This is a genomic window from Streptomyces sp. RK9, assembly GCF_045070545.1.
In the GTDB taxonomy this organism is placed as follows: domain Bacteria; phylum Actinomycetota; class Actinomycetes; order Streptomycetales; family Streptomycetaceae; genus Streptomyces; species Streptomyces alboflavus.
The window spans coordinates 851,347-865,271 of record NZ_CP173704.1 but is presented as its reverse complement, the minus strand read 5'-3'; the positions used below and the strand labels follow the sequence as shown (position 1 = coordinate 865,271).

16 protein-coding genes and 1 tRNA gene are annotated in these 13,925 nt (G+C 73.1%); 4 read left to right on the top strand and 13 right to left on the bottom strand.

From position 1 onward, the window contains the following. Positions 1-7: 7 nt before the first annotated feature. On the bottom strand, positions 8-511 hold the full coding sequence (locus AB6L24_RS23995; RefSeq protein WP_405658261.1) for a MarR family winged helix-turn-helix transcriptional regulator: 504 nt from the start codon (positions 509-511) through the stop codon (positions 8-10). 177 nt (positions 512-688) lie between these two features. Between AB6L24_RS23995 and AB6L24_RS23990 the strand changes: the two genes are divergently transcribed. Beyond that, positions 689-913 carry a hypothetical protein gene (locus tag AB6L24_RS23990; RefSeq protein WP_380843375.1) on the top strand — a complete coding sequence of 75 codons (225 nt, stop codon included), beginning with the start codon at positions 689-691 and terminating at the stop codon, positions 911-913. A 65-nt stretch (positions 914-978) separates the two neighbouring features. Here AB6L24_RS23990 and AB6L24_RS23985 read toward each other — a convergent pair whose 3' ends face one another. The 5 genes from AB6L24_RS23985 to AB6L24_RS23965 form a co-directional block, all read right to left on the bottom strand. Further along, positions 979-1,842, bottom strand: coding sequence for a hypothetical protein (locus tag AB6L24_RS23985; protein WP_405658259.1), 864 nt, complete (start codon positions 1,840-1,842; stop codon positions 979-981). An 86-nt stretch (positions 1,843-1,928) separates the two neighbouring features. After that, positions 1,929-2,804 (bottom strand): RNA polymerase sigma factor SigF, encoded by an 876-nt coding sequence (locus AB6L24_RS23980; protein ID WP_380843381.1) that lies wholly within the window; start codon positions 2,802-2,804, stop codon positions 1,929-1,931. 243 nt (positions 2,805-3,047) lie between these two features. Continuing rightward, positions 3,048-3,896 carry an RNA polymerase sigma factor SigF gene (locus tag AB6L24_RS23975; RefSeq protein WP_380843383.1) on the bottom strand — a complete coding sequence of 283 codons (849 nt, stop codon included), beginning with the start codon at positions 3,894-3,896 and terminating at the stop codon, positions 3,048-3,050. Positions 3,897-4,102: 206 nt separating this feature from the next. Beyond that, positions 4,103-4,396, bottom strand: coding sequence for a Dabb family protein (locus AB6L24_RS23970; RefSeq protein ID WP_030357900.1), 294 nt, complete (start codon positions 4,394-4,396; stop codon positions 4,103-4,105). Positions 4,397-4,408: 12 nt separating this feature from the next. Next, positions 4,409-4,588, bottom strand: a complete 180-nt coding sequence (locus AB6L24_RS23965) for a hypothetical protein (RefSeq protein ID WP_030357901.1) — start codon at positions 4,586-4,588, stop codon at positions 4,409-4,411. Between the two features lie 519 nt (positions 4,589-5,107). On the opposite strand from AB6L24_RS23965, the gene AB6L24_RS23960 reads away from it, so the two are divergent. Both AB6L24_RS23960 and AB6L24_RS23955 read left to right on the top strand, forming a co-directional pair. Further along, positions 5,108-5,506, top strand: a complete 399-nt coding sequence (locus AB6L24_RS23960; RefSeq protein ID WP_405658255.1) for a hypothetical protein — start codon at positions 5,108-5,110, stop codon at positions 5,504-5,506. A 175-nt stretch (positions 5,507-5,681) separates the two neighbouring features. After that, positions 5,682-6,674 carry a hypothetical protein gene (locus AB6L24_RS23955; protein ID WP_405658252.1) on the top strand — a complete coding sequence of 331 codons (993 nt, stop codon included), beginning with the start codon at positions 5,682-5,684 and terminating at the stop codon, positions 6,672-6,674. A gap of 225 nt (positions 6,675-6,899) precedes the next feature. Here AB6L24_RS23955 and AB6L24_RS23950 read toward each other — a convergent pair whose 3' ends face one another. The 7 genes from AB6L24_RS23950 to AB6L24_RS23920 all read right to left on the bottom strand — a co-directional run bounded on the left by AB6L24_RS23950 (position 6,900) and on the right by AB6L24_RS23920 (position 13,181). Then, complete coding sequence (locus tag AB6L24_RS23950) at positions 6,900-7,928, bottom strand: hypothetical protein (RefSeq protein WP_405658250.1); 1,029 nt, start codon at positions 7,926-7,928, stop codon at positions 6,900-6,902. A gap of 77 nt (positions 7,929-8,005) precedes the next feature. After that, positions 8,006-9,808, bottom strand: coding sequence for a hypothetical protein (locus tag AB6L24_RS23945; protein ID WP_405658248.1), 1,803 nt, complete (start codon positions 9,806-9,808; stop codon positions 8,006-8,008). Between the two features lie 2 nt (positions 9,809-9,810). Beyond that, positions 9,811-11,358 carry a hypothetical protein gene (locus tag AB6L24_RS23940; protein WP_405658246.1) on the bottom strand — a complete coding sequence of 516 codons (1,548 nt, stop codon included), beginning with the start codon at positions 11,356-11,358 and terminating at the stop codon, positions 9,811-9,813. Positions 11,359-11,583: 225 nt separating this feature from the next. Then, positions 11,584-11,671 (bottom strand) — tRNA-Ser (locus AB6L24_RS23935). A gap of 48 nt (positions 11,672-11,719) precedes the next feature. Next, positions 11,720-12,181 (bottom strand): tRNA adenosine(34) deaminase TadA, encoded by a 462-nt coding sequence (gene tadA / locus AB6L24_RS23930; RefSeq protein WP_405663290.1) that lies wholly within the window; start codon positions 12,179-12,181, stop codon positions 11,720-11,722. Positions 12,182-12,235: 54 nt separating this feature from the next. Continuing rightward, positions 12,236-12,790, bottom strand: coding sequence for a hypothetical protein (locus AB6L24_RS23925; RefSeq protein ID WP_380843587.1), 555 nt, complete (start codon positions 12,788-12,790; stop codon positions 12,236-12,238). 193 nt (positions 12,791-12,983) lie between these two features. Beyond that, positions 12,984-13,181, bottom strand: a complete 198-nt coding sequence (locus AB6L24_RS23920) for a hypothetical protein (RefSeq protein ID WP_030363602.1) — start codon at positions 13,179-13,181, stop codon at positions 12,984-12,986. 103 nt (positions 13,182-13,284) lie between these two features. On the opposite strand from AB6L24_RS23920, the gene upp reads away from it, so the two are divergent. Then, entirely contained in the window at positions 13,285-13,920 is a 636-nt protein-coding gene (gene upp, locus AB6L24_RS23915; protein WP_030363603.1) for a uracil phosphoribosyltransferase, read from the top strand. Positions 13,921-13,925: the final 5 nt, after the last annotated feature.

Here is a 13,925-nt window from a genome sequence, read left to right as displayed (position 1 = left end):
CTGATTCTTACGCGGGTGTACGGGTGGGTTCGGAGGGTTTTTCGAGCGCGTGCGGCGGTCCGGGGAGCCGGGCCGAAGCCGCGCGGCAGTCCCCGAACCCCGCACGCAGGCGTGCGAGCAACGAGCTGAGGTGGCCGACGTCGGCGTCGGACCAGTCGTGCAGGTAGTGGGCGAGGGTGGCGATGGACAGCTCGGACAGCTCCTCGAACTTGGCCTCGCCCGCGGGCGTGAGCCGCAGGATGCGCGAGCGCCTGTCCGCGGGGTCCGGGGCCCGGTCGATCCAGCCGCGCTCCGCGACGTGCGCGACATGGCGGCTGGTCACCGACATGTCGACGGCGAGGAGTTCCGCGAGGCGGCTCATCCGCATCTCGCCGTGGCGCTGGAGCAGCGTGAGCACGGCGGCGGAGCCGCTCGGGCAGTCGGCGGGCAGGCCGCGGCCGAGGCCGCGCTTCACGGCGCCGATGGCGCTGAGCTGGCGGGCCAGCTCCGCGTATTCACGCTGTGCGGCCATGGCATCCACCTTCATGTTTCGTTGCTTAGGGCAACCATAGAAGCAGTTGGTTGCCACAGGCAAACTAAAACCGGACCAACGGGCTAAAGGGCTGGCAAAGGTCTCGGACCACGGAGGTAAAGCCGCCGGTCAGCGGGGGTTGGGCCGGGCGGCGGGGATTCGCTAGGGTCCTGCCCCATGGCACACAACCCCCATGCACCGCAGGGCGCCCCGGGCCCCGAGGGCCAGCACGACCCGGCGGGCTCCACTCAGATGTTCCGCGCCTTCGTCGACGAGCCGCCGCAGGGCGGCCGCGCGCAGCGGCAGGCGGCGGCCCCGGCGGGCCCGCGCATCGGCCTCATCGTGGGCGTGGTCGCGGCGATCGTGATCGTGGCCGCGGTGGCCTGGCTGGCGCTGAAGTAACGCTCCGGCGCGCGCCCGTACGCGGGTGCGCGCGCCCGGGGGCGCGTCCTCGGCCTCCTCGGGCGCTACTTCCACTCCACGTCGACCACGCGCGTCTCGGCCCGCATGCCGAGCGGAACGCGCCACCAGTCGACACAAACAGGCCAAGTCTTCTTCACGGTTCTCCCGGCCTTGATGGGTGCCGGGAGCTTCCGCGTGGACTCGATCGACCCCCAGTCCACGCCGAGGGCGCCGATGATGTGCGTACCGAACGTCAGGCTGCCCGAACGCACCGCGGACCCCCCGGTGTTGCGGAAGCTGACGGTCACGTCCTCGCACCACCGCTTGTCCCCGGCGGCGCGCCGGGGCTCGCCGACCTTGAGGGCGGCGGGGGCGGGGGGTTCGGGCTTCGGGTCCGGGTTCGGCTTGGGATCCGGGTCCGGGTCCGGGTCCGGGGTCGGGTTCGGCCCGGGCTTCGGGGGAGTGCCGGGGCCGGGGGTGGTGTCGCTCGGGGAGCCGGGGCGGGTGCCGTCATCAACTTCGCCGCCGCCCTTGCCGTGGCCGGTCGACGGGCTGCTCGGCGCGTCCGGGGAGTCTGAACTGGCGCTGCCGCCGGGCGAACCCCCGCCGGGGGAACGGCCGTCGTCACCCCCGCCCCGCCCGGATCCACCCGCCCCTGAGCCCTTCCCCGACGACCCCTCGGACGGGCTCCCGGACGGGCTCCCGGACGGCTTCCCGTCCAGCGGCACGAACTCCACGTCCCCGCCCGGCCCCACGGTCTTCCCGGACCCCTTCTCCGGCCCGCCCCCGGCCGCACCGGTGGCCACGAAGCCGTCCCGCCCGTCACCGCCGCACGCGGCGACAAGCCCGCCCAGACCCAGTACGACCGCCGAGGCACCCGCCATCGCGCCCCGGCGGCCACGTCCGCCACTCCACGCACCACGAAGCATCGCGCCAGTGTGGCTGACGCTCCGTCAATTAGGAACCCTGTCAACAGGATCCGTGCCATCCGGCAACCGAGGACCGGCCGAAGGGCTCAGTCCGCGATGAGCCCTTCCCGCAGCTGCGCCAGCGTCCGCGTCAGCAGGCGCGAGACGTGCATCTGCGAGATGCCGACCTCCTCGCCGATCTGGGACTGCGTCATGTTCGCGAAGAAGCGCAGCATGATGATGCGGCGCTCGCGCGGGGGCAGTTTGGCGAGGAGCGGCTTCAGGGACTCGCGGTACTCGACGCCCTCCAGGGCGGTGTCCTCGTAGCCGAGGCGGTCCGCGAGGGAGCCCTCGCCGCCGTCGTCCTCGGGGGCGGGGGAGTCGAGGGAGGAGGCGGTGTACGCGTTGCCGACGGCGAGGCCGTCGACCACGTCCTCCTCGGACACGCCGAGCACGGCGGCCAGTTCGGGCACCGTGGGCGAGCGGTCGAGGCGCTGGGCGAGCTCGTCGCTGGCCTTCGTGAGGGCCAGGCGCAGCTCCTGGAGCCGGCGCGGGACGCGCACGGACCAACTGGTGTCCCGGAAGAAGCGCTTGATCTCGCCGACGACGGTCGGCATCGCGAACGTCGGGAACTCCACGCCGCGTTCGCAGTCGAACCGGTCGATCGCCTTGATGAGGCCGATGGTGCCGACCTGGACGATGTCCTCCATCGGTTCGTTGCGGCTGCGGAAGCGGGCCGCGGCGTACCGCACCAGGGGGAGGTTGAGCTCGATCAGGGTGTCTCTGACGTAGGCACGCTCGGGGCTGTCCTGGTCGAGTGCGGCGAGCCGCAGGAAGAGGGAGCGGGACAGGGTGCGGGTGTCGATGGCTCCCGGGGCCGGGGATACGGCCTCGGAACCCTTGAGCGCGTCGGGCGCTGATTCGCTCGCACTGTCTTCGAGCGTGAGCGTGAGCACCTTCGAGCTGCCCTGGTCTGCGGACATGCCACCCCCTTGAGGTCGCGGACGGTCGCGGCCGGCGCCCCGTCGAAGGAACGCAGCCTCCACCTGAATACCGGCGGCGGGGCCCCGGCAAACGCGGTTCCAGCAGAATGTCACATGTCGGCAACACGCTGTAGTGACTTGTCGACAAGTGAGGGTGACGTCCGTGCAGGAAAGAGGGGGTCTGAGACTTTTTCGGCCGTGGCTCCGTCGGTAACGGCCGAAAGGCTGTTCCACCCGATACGGTTACGCCTCGATCCGATTTGCGGACCGAAGCCGCGCGAAGCTCCTGGCGAGCAGTCGCGACACATGCATCTGGGAAACGCCCAATTCTGCGCTGATCTGGGACTGCGTCAGATTGCTGTAGTAGCGAAGGAGCAGGATCCGCTGTTCCCGCTCGGGCAGTTGGACCAGCAGGTGCCGGACCAGGTCGCGGTGCTCGACGCCGTCAAGGGCCGGGTCCTCGTACCCGAGCCGGTCCAGGAGCCCGGGCAGCCCGTCGCCCTCCTGCGCGGCCTCCAGGGACGTCGCGTGGTACGAACGCCCGGCCTCGATGCAGGAGAGCACCTCCTCCTCGGTGATCCGCAGTCGCTCGGCGATCTCGGCGGTGGTGGGCGAGCGCCCGAAGGACGTGGTCAGGTCCTCCGTCGCCCCGGTGACCTGCACCCACAGCTCGTGCAGCCGGCGCGGTACGTGGACGGTGCGCACGTTGTCGCGGAAGTACCGCTTGATCTCGCCGACGACCGTGGGCATGGCGAAGGTCGGGAACTGCACGCCCCGGTCGGGGTCGAAGCGGTCGATGGCGTTGATGAGGCCGATGGTGCCGACCTGGACGACGTCCTCCATCGGCTCGTTGCGGCTGCGGAAGCGGGCGGCCGCGTAGCGCACCAGGGGCAGGTTGGCCTCGATGAGCGCGCCGCGCACCCTGCCGTGCTCGGGGGTGCCCACGGTGAGCCCCTTGAGCTGGGCGAACAGGACCTGGGTGAGGGCGCGGGTGTCGGCGCCCCGGGTGCTCGGGGCCTTCACGGGTGGCCCTTCGGTCACCTGGGCGGGCAGTGCTTCGGGCGCAGAACTGGCCGGCACGGTCAACGCCACCCCTTCTCCGGCGAGTCCGGCCGAGCTCGGTCAAGCTCGGTCGACCTCGGTCAACTCATCCGTCAAAAGCGGTCATAGCATCACAAGACATGTGCACTGTGTGCAAGCACCTGATAACTCCGTGTTGAGGGGCAAGTTGGGGCAGAAGGCGCGAAACGGCCCCGCACCGTTCCCGGTGCGGGGCCGTGGAAAACGCGGCGGCGGCCTCAGAACTCGTAGTCGGCGATCACCCACGTGGCGAACTCGCGCCACAGTCCGACGCCCGCCTGGTGCGCGGGGTGCTCCAGGTAGCGGGTGAGCGCATCGGTGTCGTCGACGGCCGAGTTGATGGCGTAGTCGTACGCGATGGGGCGCTCGGAGATGTTCCAGGCGCACTCCCAGAAGCGCAGCTCGGGGATGATCCCGCCGAGCTCCTCGAAGGCCTTGACGCCCGCGACGACGCGGGGGTCGTCGCGCTCGACGCCGTCGTTGAGCTTGAAGAGGACCAGATGGCGGATCACGGGCGCGCTCCCTCAGTCGTCCTTGCCGCCGTTGGCGACCCAGGTCATGAAGTCGCCGATGGCCTTGGCGGCGTTCGAAATGCCCTCGAACCCTACCTGGACGTAGTCCGCGGCCTTGGCCGGGTCGGTGATGATCACGTACAGGACGAACACCACGAGGACGAAAAGAATGATCTTTTTCGGGTCCTTCACGCTGTGGCCTCCCCGTGCCCGTTCATCCCCGTACCCCCGCGTGCCGTGTTCCGTGCCGTGTTCCGCTTGTGCCGGGCGAGTCTAACGTGGCGCGAACTCACCAGGTTTTTAAGGACCAATGACCCGGCGGCAGAGGCCCTTCGCCTGCCCGTTTCCGGTTGCGGGCGGCGCAGGATGGTGGTGAGCCCGGCGGATCTGGCAGGAATCCAAGGGCCCGGGACCGGTCTCCACTGCGGGGTCCGCGCCGTCCTCTTCCCCCGGTGGCGGCGTTGACTTGAGAGTTCGGTCCTCATCGGGGGAGGTGGCTTGTCCCCCCGATGCCGCCTCCCCCGTCCTATCGGAAGAACGCCCCGGCGCCATGACGGCGCCGGGGTTTTTCCGTGTCTGTTCGGTGTTCTCCGGTGCTTCTCCGGTGGCGGCCGGGTGTTCTTCGGCGGTGCCCCCGCGAAATGGCGAAGTACTCGTGATCAATACCCCCGGTCCGTATGCTTGTCCGCATTACGGGGGGTGATGCATCCCATGCAGATGGTCATTCACGTACGACTGTCCGTGGCCGCGGACGAACTGCCCAGGTTTCTCGTTCCCGCGGCGGAGCCGACGCTGCGCGCCCTTTTCGAACGCATGGGCGGAACGCTTCAGTCCGTGAGCCTGCACCCGCCCGACGGCGTCGAGCTGTACTTCACGCTGCCCGCCGAGCCCCAGCCGACCGCCGACTCCGTCGAACAGGTCATGCGGCTCCTGCGCGGCGCCTTCGGCCTGCGCCCCGGCCCCCACCAGATCGTCCCCCCGGCCCGCACGGGCACCACCGGCACCCGCCGCCTCCAGTTCGGCGGCACCCGCGGCCGCGGGCGGGTGTGCGCCGAGTGCGGCGGGGTCGACGAGCGGCACGAGCGGGGGTGCCCGCGTTCCCGGAGCTGAGGGGAGGGGGGCGCGTGGCCGGCGGGGCGGCGGGGGTGGTGCGTCGGGCGCGGGCAGAGGTGGCGGTGCGCCGGGTGAGGGTGGAGGCGGCGGTGCGCCGGGCGCGGGCCGAGGCGGTCCGCGGCGCCGAGGCGGGGCGCGGGCCCCGCGTGGTGCCGGTGCGCCGCGCCGGGGGGTGCGGCGGGCGGCGCGGGCGCCGCGGCGGCTCCCCCGCGACACCTGGCAGCCGCCGCTCCCCCTCGGGTACGCCGCCAGCATCCAGGGCCTCGGCGGCTTCGCGGCCCCGCTGCTCGCCGGGGCGAGCTTCACCATGGCCGCGCTGCTCCTGCCGACGCTCGCCGCGGCCCAGCCCCGCTTCGCCCGCTGGCCGGACGCCGCGGTGTCCCTGTTCATCGCCTCCGGACTCGCGCAGATCGGCGCCGTCCAGGCCGCCGTCTGGGCCCGCCGCTACGACACCCTGCCCGAGGAGTTGGCCCAGTGGTGGCCCGGCGAGATGCAGGGCGGGCGGCCGACCCGCTGGCTGCGCAACGTCCAGCGCGGCCACGCCACCCTCAGCCTGCGCTGGGCCGACCGCACCCGCGGCTTCTACCACGCCGGGATCGTCCTCCTCCTGAGCGGCACCCTCGTCGTCGGCGTACCCCCGGGGCGGGTGCCCGGCCCCCGCTGGACCCTCATCGGCACGGCCGCCGTCGGCCTCGCCGGCGAGTTGGCCTGGCTCGTCCACGCGGCCTTCTTCGACCCCGCCCGCCGCCGCGCGGCCCACGGCCACGCGGCGGCCGCCGTGGCGGGCCTCGTCGCGGCGACGGCGTCGCTGCCGTCCTTCGGGGGGACGGGGCGGGTGGCGGCGGGGGTGGTGCTGGCCGGGGCGGCGGCGGGGCACGGCGTGGCGACGGCGCGGGCGGTACGGGAAGTTCGGGCGGCGCGGGCGGTACGGGCGAGGCGTGCGGGACGGGACACGGCGCCCGCCGCGCCGCCGAGGCTCTGGCCGACGGCGGCCTTCGCCACGGGCACCGCCGTGCTCGCGGCCGGGGCGGGGCTGCTCCTCACGACGGACTCGACACCGTTCCGGACGGCGGTGGCGACGAGCGCGGCGCTGGTCGCGGGGGCTCATCTGGCGCGGTTCGTGGGGCTGGTGCTGGTGGAGCGGGCGGAGGACGGGGAGGAGTGAGGGGCGACGGGTCTGCTCCGGGCGGGGGTGGGGCTGGCCTCGCGGCTGGCTTGGCGGCTTCCGCTCTGCTCAGTGCGTGGCGGCTTCCGCTCTGCTCAGTGCGTGGCGGCTTCCGCTCTGCTCACCGTGCGGATGGTTCTGGCCTGCTGGCAGCGTGGACGGCCTCGTCCTGCTCACCGCGCGGACGCCTCCGCCCCGCTGGCAGCGTGGACGGTTCCGCCCCGCTCACCGCGCGGGCGGCCCCGCCCCACCCGACCCCCGCCGCTCCCGATGCCCCCGCACCCGCCAGACCCACCGCCCCCGCCCCCGCACCACGGACGGCTCCCCACCGCGCACCCCGGGCCGAGCCCCACCGGACTCCACCTTGTCCACCTCGCCCGGCCTGTCCACCCTGTCCGGCCCGTCCACCTCGCCTGGCCCGTCCACCCTGTCCGGCCTGTCCACCCTGTCCGGCCCGTCCACCTCGCCCGGCCCGTCCACCCTGTCCGGCCCGTACACCCTGTCCGTTCGGTCCGCCCCATCCAGCCCATCCACCCCATCCAGCCCACCCACCCCATCCACCACCACCGCCCCCGTGAACACCATCGGCGGCGCCACCCGCTGCCCCCGGTGCACGACCGCGGGCCGCACCACGAACAGCACCGGATCCCAGGCCACACAGCCGGGCCACAACTCGCAGTCGACCCCCGCCCCGAACGGCGCGCCCACGCCCGACTGCGCCCCGGCCCCCGGCCGCCCGTCGGCCCACCCCAGCGACACCGGATCCCAGGAGAACTCCACCCCCGCCTCGGCGGCGGCACCCCGCAGCGCCCCCTTCGCGGCCTCCCACGAACCACCCTCGCCCCCCACGACCTCCGCAGGCACAGAAGGCACCGCACCGCCCGCCCCCTCCACCCCACCCACCCCCAACACCCTTCGAATCAGCTCCCCCACCCCCCACGCCTGCTCCCGCGCCCCTCGGGCGCCCTCCGTGCTCGCCTCCCAGGCGCGCAGCCACACCTGCTGGAGGTCGTCCGCGACGTCGAGGGCACGGCGGCGGGACTCGTCGAGCACGTCACCGTCGCCGGAACCGCCCGCGGCGAGGAGGTCGCGGATGTCCTCCTCGTGGCGCTCGACGTCGTCGCCGAGGTCGCGCACCGCGGCGGTGAGCGCGTCGAGGCGGGCGAGGACGCCCGGGAGGACGGCGTCGGCGTACCCGCCGCTCTCGCGGACGCGCTCGCCGTCCTCGTCGCGGTTGCCCCTTCGGGAGAACATCCGGATCGCCTCCCCGTCAGCCGGAGTTCGGGTCGTGCGGAGTGCCGCGTGCCACGCGGCCGGAGCGCGGAGCGCCGTCAGAACTCGGGGTCGAGGTCGAGCGTCGCGTCGGCCGCCTTGCCGTCGTGCCGGATGACCGCGCGGACGGTGATCTCCGCGCGGCCGAAGGTCAGGTGGATGTCGACCTCGCGGTCCTCGCGCGGCAGGTGCATGCAGGTGCTGAGGTCGACGGTGAGGTGGCCGATGCGCTTGGCGGGCGCCGAGTCGTAGTAGCGGGGGTCCGGGGCGTGCGTGGCGTAGAACTCGACGGTCATGAGGGGCAGGTCGGCCCGGATGGGCACCACGTTCCGGTGGGCCACCTCGTGGCCGACGCCGACGCGCTGCCCGATGGCGACGAACCGCAGGAAGCGGTCGGGGCAGAAGTGCCGCCCCTCGTCGTTGGTCTCCAGGGGCCGGTCCTGCGCGCCGTCCTCGTCGTCGTACGGCTCGGAGACGCGGGCGCCGTACGTGTAGAGCGCGCAGCGTTCCGAGATGTCGGGCCCGGCGCGGCGCGCGGCGGTCGCGGAACCGGCGGCGCGGGCGCCGTCCTCGCCGACCGCCGAGGCGTAGCAGCGGTGCACCGCCCCGTGCAGCACCGCCCGCTCCGGCCGGTCCGGGGTGAAGACCCGCGCCCGCTGCCCGACGTGGGCCCGTACGCGCTCGCGCAGATAGGGCGACTTGGAGAACCCGCCGACCAGATACACGTCGGGACGGCCGCCCCCGGCCGCCTCCGCCGCCCGCGCCACGTGCTCGTCGACGAGCGGCAGGATCCCCCCGACCGCCGACTCCAGGAGCCCGGCCATCTCCTTGGGCCGGACGACGATCCGGTCCCCCTTGCCGCCCTGGACCTCGCCGAGGTGGCGCAGGTCCTCGGGGGACAGCAGCCCGTGCAGGCCGTCCACGCGCAGCGCCACGCTCTCGCGGGAGCCGACCGTGAACGTGTTGCGGTGCGTCTCCCAGTCGCCCAACAGCTCCTGGAACTCCGCCCAGTGATGGCGGGTCAGCCGCTCCAGGTTCGTCTGGTCCAGGAACCGGCTGCCGAGCACGTCCTGGATGAACCTGTTCGTCGTGTACGTGGCGCCGAACGCACCCCCGGAGGGGCGGCCGAGCTGTGCGAGGGAGCCGTCCCCGAGCACCTCGTACGCCACCACGTCGACCGTGCCGCCGCCGCAGTCCGCCACCACGAACCGCCGCCCCGGCCTGCGGAACGCGCTGAGCAGCGCCCGCACAGGGCCGGTCGGCGTCAGCTCCTGGACGGCGCAGTACACCGCGGCCATGTCCGGCTCGGGTTCGAGCAGCAGCGCGTCGTGCCCGGACGGGAAACCGGCCGTGCCCGCGGCCTCGCGCATGGCGCCGAGCGCGGCCTGGGACCAGATGGCGGGCACGGTCAGGCACCACCGTATGTCCGACTCGCGGTAGCGGCCCCCGGCGGTGATCTCGGCGACGGCGACCTCCCGCAGCCGGGCGAGGTACGCGGCGATCAGCGGCACGGGCCGTGACAGATCGTCGGAGAGCGCGCGGGGCACGCGGTTGCCGGGGGCGGGCCGTGAGGGGTCGTCGGAGGGGCGCAGCGACATCTTCATGCCGGTGACGAGGCGGGCGCCCGGCGGGCGTTCGGCGCGTACGGCCGGGTACCCCCAGGCGAGCACGGTGTCGGAGGCGTCGAGGAGCAGGGCGGAGCGGGTCTTCGGATAGCGCTTCTCGGTGGTCCCGGGCCACTGCTCTCGGTCGACGACGTCGCGCCGCCGTGGGTCCGCGCCGTCCCGGGTGACGGCACTCCAGGCGTACCCGCTGGCGTGCGTACCGAAGTCGATGGCCGCCGCCACCCGAAACCGCGCCATCGTCAGCCGTCCTCCCTCTTGCCCCGGCCCGGCGCACCGCTCCGGCCCCTCACCTCGTCGTCATCGCCGTCGTCGCCGTCCCCGAGGAGCCTGCGGCGGTTCTCCTCGGCCGCGATGCCCTCGGCGGAGGCCCGCAGCCCGGCCGCCTCGGTGCCGAGCTTCAGCGAGTCCAGGACGGGCAGCAGTCCGCGCACGCGGTCCAGATAGGTCTGGCGTTCCGCGCGCGTGCCGGGCGTGGGCAGGTGCAGCGCGCGGCGGGCGGTGATCAGGGCGGGCTCGTCGAGTCCGGCCTCCTGGTACGTGGCCGCCTGTTGGATGAGCGCGTCGGTCTCCGCCTTGAGGCCCCGGTCGACGGAGACGTCCAGCATCGCGGCGGTGCCGAGGGCGGCGGCGCGGGGCAGCGGGTCGAGGGAGCCGTCGAGCCGGGAGTGCAGCTGCGGGTCGTGCCCGGCCGCCACGTGGAACCACTCGGCGATCACGGCGGCGACGCCCGCGGCCACCGTGGCGATCTGCGCCTCGACCGCGTGCCGCTCCTTGCCCGCCTCCGCCGGCAGCGCCGGGAACGGCAGCGAGAGCCGCACCGCGGCGGGCACGAGGGGCGAGAGCGCGTCGAAGGTGCCGAGCCGCCGCGGGACTTCGGGCAGCGTGGCGGCGGCGGAGGCCTCGCCGTAGAGGTTCCAGGCGACGATGTCCACGCGGGTGCGCCAGCCCTCGGTGATCTCTCCGTGGACGAGCACCACGGGGTGCGCGGCGAGCACTTGGCGGACGAGGTACAGGTCGGTCTCGTGCCGGTTGAGGGGGCGCCGGAACAGGCCCGGCACGCCCGCCATCAGCTTGGGGCCCGGCAGTTCCCTGAGGGCCTCGCGCAGATGGGAGTCGAACTCGGCGTTGACCGGGTCGATCTGCGCGTGCGGGTCGCTGGCGCGGAAGAAGGGGGCGGTGATGAGCGCGGGCAGGGTGCCGTTGCGGGTCTCGGCGGTGATCTGGGCGCTCACCTGGTGCGGATAGACCAGCGCGAAGGGGGTGTGCTCGCGGTGGTGGGCGGCGTCGGCGAGCGCCTGGTTCAGTTCGTAGTCGACCTGTGCGCCGTGCGACCGCTCGTCCTTGCGCTGGTGGTGCTCGCGGTCGGACTGCTCGCGGCGCAGGCCCGCCTTCAACTCGATGCGGCCCCGTGCCAGTTCGTCGGTGAGGCGGGCGTGCCGCTCGGCGAGCCGCGCGCCCTCCTGCTGGAGCCTGCGCTCGTGCTCGCGCTGCTCCTCCGACCACTGGCTCGGGGGCACGGTGACGGTGGAGTGCGGTGGCAGCAGGTCGACTTGGGAGGACGGCGTCGAGGAGCCGCCGCCCGGTCCGGGGGCCGCGGCGGCGTGCTTGCGCTCCTCCTTGGCGAAGTCCCGCAGCCTGCGGTCGTGGATCTCCAGGCGCTTGGTCTCCTGGCGGGCGGAGTAGATGTCGACGCAGGCCTTGGGCAGAGCGCCGATGGCGTCCCCGACGCCGCGGGCGACCTCCTTGGCCGTGTCACCGAGGCTGCGGATGAAGTTCAGGATGCCCATGGCCGTACGTCCGTCCGGTGCGGGTCGGCTGACTGTGGCCGTGCCCTACCCGTGACGGCGCGGCGGAATGCCTGATTCTCCCGGCCCGTCACATAAAACGAAGAAATGATTGCTTGTGGCGGCACTCGATCGCTTGTGCGCACTTAGTGCGAAGCGTTCCGCTTCACTGGCCGCCGCACGCGAAACACCCCGCCGGTCCAGTTTCCTGGACCGACGGGGTGTCTGTGGCGGTAGCGGAGGGATTTGAACCCTCGGTGACTTGCGCCACACTCGCTTTCGAGGCGAGCTCCTTCGGCCGCTCGGACACGCTACCGAGAGAGATCCTAGCCCAAGGTGGGCCGTGGACCGAAATCCGTTTGGACTACCCCTCGGCCGCCGGGCCGCCGCGGTCCCGGGAGCGGGCGAAGAAGTCGGTGAGCAGCCGCGCGCCCTCCTCGGCGAGCACTCCTTCGATCACTTCGGGCCGGTGGTTGAGGCGCCGGTCGCGCAGCAGGTCCCACAGGGAGCCCGCGGCCCCGGCCTTGGCGTCGCGGGCGCCGTAGACGACGCGTTCCAGGCGGGACTGCTGGAGCGCGCCCGCGCACATCACGCACGGCTCCAGGGTGACGACGAGCGTGCAGCCGGGCAGCCGCCAGCCGCCGAGCCTCTCGGCGGCCCGGCGCAGCGCGAGGATCTCGGCGTGCGCGGTGGGGTCGCCCCCGGCCTCGCGTTCGTTGTGGCCGGTGGCGAGCACCGTCTCGCCGTCCGCGGCGAGCACGACGGCGCCGACGGGCACGTCACCGCCCAGGACGGCCCGTTCGGCCTCGTCCAGGGCGATCCGCATGGGCGCCCGCCAGCGCTCTCGTACCGGATCCGGGAGTTGTGTCACACGGTGAACCTAACGGACGGTCTCGAGGACCTCCGCGGCTCCGAGGATCTCGGCGATCTCGTTGAGCGCGTCGCCGCTCTCCAGGGCGAGCAGCTCCTTCTCGGAGATGCCGAGGTCGCCGAGGATCGCCCTGTCCCCGAGCGGCCCGGAGGGCACGGTCTCGCCCGCGGCGTCCGGTCCTTCCGCGTCGTCGTCGGAGCTGTCGGACTCGCCGTCCTCGGTGCCGTCGAGGTTCAGCGCCTCCAGGGCGTCGTCCTCGTCGTCCGGGTCGCGGCCCAGCATCTCGTCGGTGAGCAGGATCTCGCCGTAGGCGCTGCGGGCGGCGGCCGCGGCGTCGGAGACGTAGATCCGCGGGTCCTCCTCGCCGTCCACACGGACGACGCCGAACCAGGCGTCTTCCTGTTCGATGAAGACGAGGACTGTGTCGTCGTCGGCGCCCGTGATGCCGGCGGCGGCCTCACGGGCCAGGTCGGTCAGATCCGACAGGGTCTCCACATCGTCGAGCTCCGTGTCGCTCGCTTCCCACCCGTCTTCGGTGCGCGCGAGCAGTGCGGCGAAGTACACCGTGACTCTCCCACTGTTCATAGGCGCCGGTTGGGGGTCCCCCCGGCGGACGTCGGCGGCGGGAGTGCTGTTCCAAGCCCCGCCCACTCGGAATCGTGGCAGAAACAACGGCTTCAGGAGAGGTCTTCGGACCGCTGTGTCCGCGTCGCGTTGCGAATCACATGCCGCTTTGGTGCCGCGGCCGCCCTCACGGCTACCAGCGGAACGTACGCATACGCATCGCCTGCCGCAGCCGGGCCGCCCGTGCGCGGCGTGGTGTCACCCGGGCCCGCAGCTCGCGGGCCTCGGTCAACTCGTGCAGGAACTGGGCACGGCGCCTGCGCCGCTCGGCTTCCGTCTCGCGTCGCCTGCGTCGCTCGGCGTCGCTCTCGCGCGCTTCCCGGTCGGGCATAGGCCACACCACCCCAGTTCGTACGTCCACCTTCCCCCCGTGGCCGGGGTTGATGCCAGCGCGGGGGGATCAGGGGGCCGCTTCGCCCGGTTACTGTTGAACAATGCGGATCCACGTCGTCGACCACCCGCTGGTGGCGCACAAACTCACCACGCTGCGCGACAAGCGCACCGACTCCCCGACCTTCCGGCGCCTGGCCGACGAGCTGGTCACCCTGCTCGCGTACGAGGCCACCCGGGACGTGCGCACCGAGCAGGTCGACATCGAGACCCCCGTGGTCGGGACGACCGGCGTCAAGCTGTCGTATCCCCGCCCGCTGGTCGTGCCGATCCTGCGCGCCGGTCTCGGCATGCTCGACGGCATGGTCCGGCTGCTCCCGACCGCCGAGGTCGGCTTCCTGGGCATGATCCGCAACGAGGAGACGCTGCAGGCGTCCACGTACGCGACCCGGATGCCGGAGGACCTCTCCGGCCGCCAGGTCTACGTCCTCGACCCGATGCTCGCCACCGGCGGCACGCTGGTCGCGGCGATCCAGGAGCTCATCAAGCGCGGCGCGGACGACGTGACCGCCGTGGTCCTGCTCGCCGCCCCGGAGGGCGTCGAGGTCATGGAGCGCGAGCTGGCGGGCACGCCGGTGACGGTCGTGACGGCGGCGGTGGACGAGCGCCTCAACGAGAACGGGTACATCGTGCCGGGCCTCGGCGACGCGGGCGACCGCATGTACGGGACGGCCGAGTAGCGCTC

Bases quoted from the DNA above. Each gene is read 5' to 3' on its own strand.
- AB6L24_RS23995 (WP_405658261.1), bottom strand. From the start codon at position 511: ATGGCCGCACAGCGTGAATACGCGGAGCTGGCCCGCCAGCTCAGCGCC.
- AB6L24_RS23990 (WP_380843375.1), top strand. From the start codon at position 689: ATGGCACACAACCCCCATGCACCGCAGGGCGCCCCGGGCCCCGAGGGC.
- AB6L24_RS23985 (WP_405658259.1), bottom strand. From the start codon at position 1,842: ATGCTTCGTGGTGCGTGGAGTGGCGGACGTGGCCGCCGGGGCGCGATG.
- AB6L24_RS23980 (WP_380843381.1), bottom strand. From the start codon at position 2,804: ATGTCCGCAGACCAGGGCAGCTCGAAGGTGCTCACGCTCACGCTCGAA.
- AB6L24_RS23960 (WP_405658255.1), top strand. From the start codon at position 5,108: ATGCAGATGGTCATTCACGTACGACTGTCCGTGGCCGCGGACGAACTG.
- AB6L24_RS23950 (WP_405658250.1), bottom strand. From the start codon at position 7,928: ATGTTCTCCCGAAGGGGCAACCGCGACGAGGACGGCGAGCGCGTCCGC.
- AB6L24_RS23945 (WP_405658248.1), bottom strand. From the start codon at position 9,808: ATGGCGCGGTTTCGGGTGGCGGCGGCCATCGACTTCGGTACGCACGCC.
- AB6L24_RS23940 (WP_405658246.1), bottom strand. From the start codon at position 11,358: ATGGGCATCCTGAACTTCATCCGCAGCCTCGGTGACACGGCCAAGGAG.
- tadA (WP_405663290.1), bottom strand. From the start codon at position 12,181: ATGCGGATCGCCCTGGACGAGGCCGAACGGGCCGTCCTGGGCGGTGAC.
- AB6L24_RS23920 (WP_030363602.1), bottom strand. From the start codon at position 13,181: ATGCCCGACCGGGAAGCGCGCGAGAGCGACGCCGAGCGACGCAGGCGA.
- upp (WP_030363603.1), top strand. From the start codon at position 13,285: ATGCGGATCCACGTCGTCGACCACCCGCTGGTGGCGCACAAACTCACC.